This is a genomic window from Nitrospira sp. BLG_2, from assembly GCF_049222245.1.
Window position 1 is genome coordinate 1 of the sequence record NZ_JBLYIG010000128.1, and the last position, 6,457, is coordinate 6,457.

Annotated in this window: 4 protein-coding genes and 1 pseudogene; 4 read left to right on the forward strand and 1 reads right to left on the reverse strand. The window is 53.8% G+C overall.

Annotated elements, in window-relative coordinates:
* The 4 genes and pseudogenes from ACOSYY_RS03720 to ACOSYY_RS03735 form a co-directional block, all read left to right on the forward strand.
* Nucleotides 1-242, forward strand: a pseudogene (locus ACOSYY_RS03720) (amino acid permease); the annotation flags it as partial.
* A gap of 62 nt (nt 243-304) precedes the next feature.
* Nucleotides 305-682 carry a TSUP family transporter gene (locus tag ACOSYY_RS03725; RefSeq protein WP_421660924.1) on the forward strand — a complete coding sequence of 126 codons (378 nt, stop codon included), beginning with the start codon at nt 305-307 and terminating at the stop codon, nt 680-682.
* Nucleotides 683-692: 10 nt separating this feature from the next.
* Entirely contained in the window at nt 693-2,054 is a 1,362-nt protein-coding gene (gene nhaD / locus ACOSYY_RS03730; RefSeq protein ID WP_421660925.1) for a sodium:proton antiporter NhaD, read from the forward strand.
* 403 nt (nt 2,055-2,457) lie between these two features.
* A complete protein-coding gene (locus ACOSYY_RS03735; RefSeq protein ID WP_421660926.1) occupies nt 2,458-5,163 on the forward strand; it encodes a PAS domain-containing protein in 2,706 nt (901 codons plus the stop codon).
* Between the two features lie 215 nt (nt 5,164-5,378).
* Here ACOSYY_RS03735 and ACOSYY_RS03740 read toward each other — a convergent pair.
* Nucleotides 5,379-6,457: sigma-54 interaction domain-containing protein (locus ACOSYY_RS03740; RefSeq protein ID WP_421660927.1), on the reverse strand; the 1,079-nt coding region annotated here is incomplete at its 5' end.

The following is a 6,457-nucleotide window of genomic DNA, read 5'->3' on the forward strand; positions in this document are numbered from 1 at the left end:
GTGTCAATTTGATTGCCCTCTCCTCGCCCTACCGGTCGGTCCTAGGATCGTTATTGAACTACGTTGAAGAAGTGCTCGAGAAGGATCCCAACACCTGGATCACCGTCGTGATCCCGGAGATTCTTCCGGCAAGGTGGTGGCAGAGCATCCTGCACAACCAGCGAGCGCTGATGCTCAAAGCCGCTCTGCTCTTCAAGGACCGAGTGATTATTACCGACGTTCCCTACCATCTGACACGATGACAATGGTTCGTGAAGCGTGGCTGCCCGTCATGCACACAGAACTTTTGTGAGCTTATGATGCCATGATGACGTTTGTGATTCTGGGCGCTGCCTTTCTTGCCGCTGTGCTCACCCTATTTTCCGGGTTTGGCCTGGGGACGATTCTGATGCCAGTGGTGGCTATCTTTTTCCCGCTGGCCGTGGCTGTCGCCATGACCGCCCTCGTCCATCTGCTCAATAACCTGTTGAAGCTGGCATTGCTCTGGAGAAACGCGAACTGGCCTGTCGTATGGCGCTTTGGCATCCCTGGCCTGAGCGCTACGGTGCCTGGGGCATGGCTGCTGACGCATCTCTCGGCTCTGCCTGCACTTGAGGCATATAAATTCATGGGGATGGAAGCCGCCATAACAGCGGTGAAATTGACTGTGGGACTTGGTTTTCCGGCTCTAGTACCAAAATAAAGGGAATCAGATGATGAGCTTTGTCACTCACTGGACGGGTTATGCGGCGCTGGCCGTGTTTGCCGCCGCATATTTTCTGGTTATTGTCGAAGAATCAACCCACCTTCGTAAATCCAAACCGGTCATGGTTGCGGCGGGTGTGATCTGGGTTTTGACGGCACTGGCGTACAGCACACAAAACCAATCGCATGCCGCCGCTGAAATCCTGCGGCATACCCTGCTTGAATATGCCGAGCTGCTGCTGTTCCTCCTTTCCGCCATGACCTTCATCAATCCGCTAAGCGAACGCAACATCTTTGAGGCGTTGCGGGCACGTCTCGTTTCGTTTGGATTTTCGCTCCGCAGCGTGTTCTGGCTGACTGGCACCCTGGCTTTTTTTATATCGCCTATGGCCGACAATCTCACGACGGCGCTGGTCATGGGTGCCGTAGTCATGGCAATCGGTGCAGGCAATGGGCGATTCATTGCCTTGGGCTGCATCAATGTGGTCGTAGCTGCTAATGCCGGGGGCAGTTTCAGCCCGTTCGGAGATATCACCACGCTCATGGTCTGGCAAAAGGGCGTGGTGAAATTCGGAGAGTTTTTTGCACTGTTTGTGCCCTCGCTCGTCAATTGGCTTGTGCCAGCAATGGCGATGTCGCTAACCATCCCGTGGGAGAAGCCGTCAGCTACGGTGGAAACTGTGGAAGTGAAGCGCGGCGGCTATATCATTATTCTTTTGTTTTTCCTCACCATAGCCAGCACTGTGGTAATGCACCATTTTCTGGAAATGCCTCCGTTTCTCGGCATGATGGCCGGACTTGGGATTCTTAAATCCTATGGTCATTTTATTCGACGGAAGGAATTGGATGAATGGACGGACATTACTGTGCTTGATGACGAAAACTCGAGACGGAGGAATGGTTTATTAAAACCGGCCCTAAAGCCGTTCGATATTTTCATCAGCATGAAACGCGTGGAATGGGATACGCTGATGTTCTTCTATGGCATCATGCTCTGCGTCGGCGGTCTTGGGGCGCTAGGTTATCTCGCCGTGCTGTCCACTTTTCTTTATCAGGATTTAGGCGCAACGACCGCCAATATCCTCGTGGGGATTTTGTCAGCAGTTATAGACAACATCCCCATCATGTTCGCCGTATTAAGCATGAACCCTGATATGAACCTAGGCCAGTGGCTTCTGATAACGTTGACCGCAGGGGTCGGCGGGTCGCTGCTGTCGATCGGGTCGGCCGCTGGCGTGGCCCTCATGGGACAAGCACGCGGTGTCTATACCTTCTTTGCGCACCTGAAATGGATATGGGCGATCGCGTTAGGTTATGCAGCTAGTATCGGCGTTCATTGGGTGATGAACAGCCACCTTTTCAATCCCTAGGAGGTCGACTTCAAATTATTTGCCTTGTGTCACAAATGGTTCCTTTCAGACCTAGTCTATATGGCCAATGTGTAAAGTTATGGGATTACGGTGTTCCTGTTCGTCCTGCCGTGTGTATTTGTTTGGTGCAGATTCTTGGCATGGCGGTGTCTATGCTCATTTCTTTTATGCCCTGGGCATTAGGTGCGTAAGACACTAGGGTATTACCTAGGATCGTATAAGGATAGATCGTATATAGTATCGTGCCCCTTCAAACGCCATTATTGAATTGTCAGATTCATCATCTCAGGAGGCGCGTTTGGCGGTTATGGACAGGTTAGACAGATACCTCTGTACAAAATACGAATTTCGTTCTTCTCTCTTTCCAGAATCAAAGAATCCTATGCAGTTTAGCGAGTCAGTATTGAACCGTTCCCGAGATAGTTGGATCGTTCGATATGGCTTCGCCGTTCTCGTGGTGGCACTCGCAACCCTTATTCGATTCGCAGTCAAGCCAATCATTCCGTCGGGATACCCATTCTTCACATTTTTCTTAGCCGTCATGCTCGCCGCGTGGAGGGGTGGGCTAGGCCCTGGACTCGTGGCCTCCGTCCTTTCTACACTCGTCGCTGACTTGCTCTTCATTGAGCCAATCTACGCAGTTGCTCTTACTGGTGGCTCATGGGTCAGCCTGAGTATCTTTGTCGTGGAAGTAGTGGCCATTACGATGATCACTGAACGCATCAAGGGAATCCAACGTGACCTACACGAGAGTGAAAGCCGATTCCGGCTGATTGCGGATGCGGCACCGGTGCTCATCTGGATTGCCGGAACCGACAAACACTGCACCTACTTTAATCGAGGCTGGCTCAACTTTACTGGTCGGACACTGGAGCAGGAAATTGGTGACGGATGGACCAAAGGCGTCCACCCGGATGACTACGAACGATGTCTCAAAACGTATGTCGACGCGTTTGAACGTCGGCAGCCATTCACCATGGAATACCGCTTGCGTCGAGCGGATAGCGAATACGGCTGGATTGTCGATCAAGGGGTGCCTTTGTGGGGAGACCACCGTGAATTTCGCGGTTATATCGGCGCCTGTGCGGACATCAGTTCTCATAAACAGATGGAAGACGCGCTCCGCCACAGCGAGGCGCGACTACGGAGCAGCGAGGCGCGGTTGAGGTCGATCCTGAGCCACGCACCGACGGCCATCTTCATCAAAGACCCTGCCGGACGGTATCTCTTCATGAACGAGGAATGTGCACGGGTGTTAGGTGTCAATCCCCAAAAGTCTCTGGGCTATACCGACCGCGACCTTCTCCCTTCTGAACTGGCCGCGCAATTTATGGCTAACGATCAACAGGTGTGGAACTCCGAAAAGTTGCTGACCATAGAGGAAATGGTGCCTCAGGCGGACGGCATCCACACCTCTCTGGTCAGAAAGTTCTTGCTTCAGGACGAGGGGGGCAGAGCCTATGCCCTCAGCGGGATTGCGATGGACATTACCTCTCACTTGAAGCTGGAGGCGGCCATCCATGCGAGTGAAGCACGGCTGCAATTAGCCCAATCGGCGGCGAATATAGGGGTGTTCGATTGGGATATTACCGCGCAAAAAAGCATCTGGTCCCCTGAATTGGAACGCATGTGGGGTCTGCCGGTCGGCGGCTTTGACGGCACGGTCGAGACCTGGCGGCGTCTTGTCCATCCGGACGATCTGGCATTGGCTTATGCCGGTATCCAGCGTTCGCTGAAAGATCCCATGACGGCCTTCGAATACGAATATCGCATCGTACGGCCAGACGGTGCCATGCGATGGATCCACGCCAAAGCCAAAACGCTGTGCGATGCAGAAGGCCGGGCGATCCGCATGGTGGGAGTCAATCTCGACATCACGGATCGGAAGGAAGCGCAGTTGCGCCTGGAGCGATCTGCCCAGGAACTTGAAGCACAAATCGAGGACCGCACGCGGGATCTGGTGCAGTCCCAGGAACGCCTCCGTGCGCTGACGAGTGAATTAAACATGGCTGAGCAGCGCGAACGGAAACGCCTGGCGACTGAGCTGCACGACCACCTGCAGCAGATGTTAGTCGTCGGCAAGTTGATAATCGGACAGGGCAAGCGGAAGGCAAGCGGTGTGCCTGCCTATGAATCCGTCCTGAAGAAAGTCGATGACATCTTGTCCGATGCCTTGACCTATAGCCGCACATTGGTGGCGGAACTGAGTCCGACCGTTCTCCGGGATCATGGCTTGGCTGCTAGTTTCAAGTGGCTCGCCGAGTACATGAAGAAAAGTCATGAACACACCGTGACCGCGCTCGTACCTGACGACCAAGGTCTCAACCTGCCGGAAGATCACCGTGTGTTGCTGTTCCAATCGGTGCGGGAGCTTTTGATCAATTCAGCCAAATATGCCGGCACCGGACAGGCAACTCTCACGATGAAAAAGCGAGCGGACCATCTTTTCATCACCGTGAAGGACGAGGGGAAGGGATTCGACGTAGCAGCAGGCGGAGCGTCTGGTGGTGCGATTTCGTCGAAGTTTGGGCTATATAGCATCCAGGAACGCATGCGGGCCCTGGGAGGCTCGTTTGAGATTCAATCGGCACCCGGCAAGGGAACCAATGCTATCCTTGTGTTGCCGCTGACCGGCAGTGTAGCAGGCCAAGGGGCCGTAAGTTGTGATTTGCCATTTATTTCTCATCGTTCGCAAGCAGAGACCTTTCCCGGCGATCCCTCCACGATTTGCGTGTTGCTTGTCGATGATCATGCCATGATTCGGCAAGGGCTTCGCACGATGCTGGAGGCTTATACGGATATCCACATCACAGGCGAGGCGGCGAATGGTGAGGAAGCAATTACACTGGCGCAAACACTTCAGCCCCATGTCGTGCTTATGGACATTAACATGCCAAAAATGAACGGAATTGAAGCGACAGCGGTGATCAAGCGATCTTTTCCTGGTATGGTCATTGTGGGACTATCTGTGAATGCTGATAGGGGAAATCATAAGGCCATGATCCAGGCTGGCGCTGCAACCCTGCTCACGAAAGAAGCACCGGTTGAAGAGTTGTATCAAACTATCCAATCGGCAGTTAAATCTCTCTCCAACCGGAAATCGTTCTAAGAGCCAACTAGGGATACCGCGCTAATCTCCGAAAGTATCCGACAATCCTTCCTGACCGAAGGGGGTCGGAGAAGCTAAGGGTGGCCGCATCCAATCCATACGGCCCGGCTTATCCGCCAACGGTTGTTCATACGAACACTTGGCGAAGCTGTGTGTAATGCAGCCCAGACCACCGCGCGCTAGCATAAAATAAACTTCTTCGAAACTGTACCGCCTTAGGGGCGAGCGATGCCCAGCTTTTGCATCTTGGACTGGAGAGTGGTTCGTTTCACTCCCAGTCGTGCCGCCGCACCTGAGGGGCCTCCGATGACCCACTGTGTCTCGCGCAGAGCGCGCAAAATTTGCTCGCGCTCCGCGTCTTCAAGCGTGGCGGGGGAGATGAGAGAAAGTGAAGGGTCGTTCTGAAGCTCTCCGACGGGCACGTGCAGATCCGTCCCTTGCGTCAGAATGACTGAACGCTCGACGAGATTTTCCAATTCGCGAATGTTGCCGGGCCAGGCATAGCGGGAGAGCGTTTCAAGCGTCCTGGCGTGAGCCGTTTGGATATTTTTCTTCATACTAACGGCATACCGCTGAGTGAAATAGCGCACTAAGGTCGGAATGTCCTCTCGTCGTTCACGCAAGGGCGGCAAGGTGACCGGGAAGACATTGAGGCGATAGTACAAGTCGCTCCGAAACCGCTGGGCCTCCACCAAACTCTTGAGATCTCGGTTCGTGGCGGCTACCAGTCGCACATTAACGCGGACGGTCTTTGTACTGCCCAACCGCTCGAACTCTTGCTCCTGCAACACCCGAAGCAATTTGGATTGTAGCTCCAGCGGGATTTCTCCCACTTCGTCAAGAAAGAGCGTCCCTTTATCGGCCAGCTCGAATCGGCCGGCTTTTTGAGCAATAGCGCCCGTAAAAGCCCCTCGTTCATGTCCAAAAAGTTCGCTTTCCAACAGCCCGGTCGGAATAGCGGCGCAATTCAGCTTGACGAACGTGCGCTCCCTGCGGCCGCTGAGTCGATGGATAGCCCGAGCGATGAGTTCCTTACCGGTCCCTGTTTCCCCCAGGATGAGCACCGTCGAATCCGTCGGCGCCACGACTTCGACTTGTTTCAACACCTGCATTAACGCATGGCTGTCGCCGATGATATCCTCAAACCCATGCTCAATACGAAGCTCCTCTTCGAGATAGAGTTTCTCTTTCGCCAGCTTATCTTTGAGCTCGGCGATTTGTTGAAAAGCTAACGCATTCTCCACCGCAACAGCCACCTGTTTGGCGACTTGCTGGAGAAATTCTAACTCGGTGT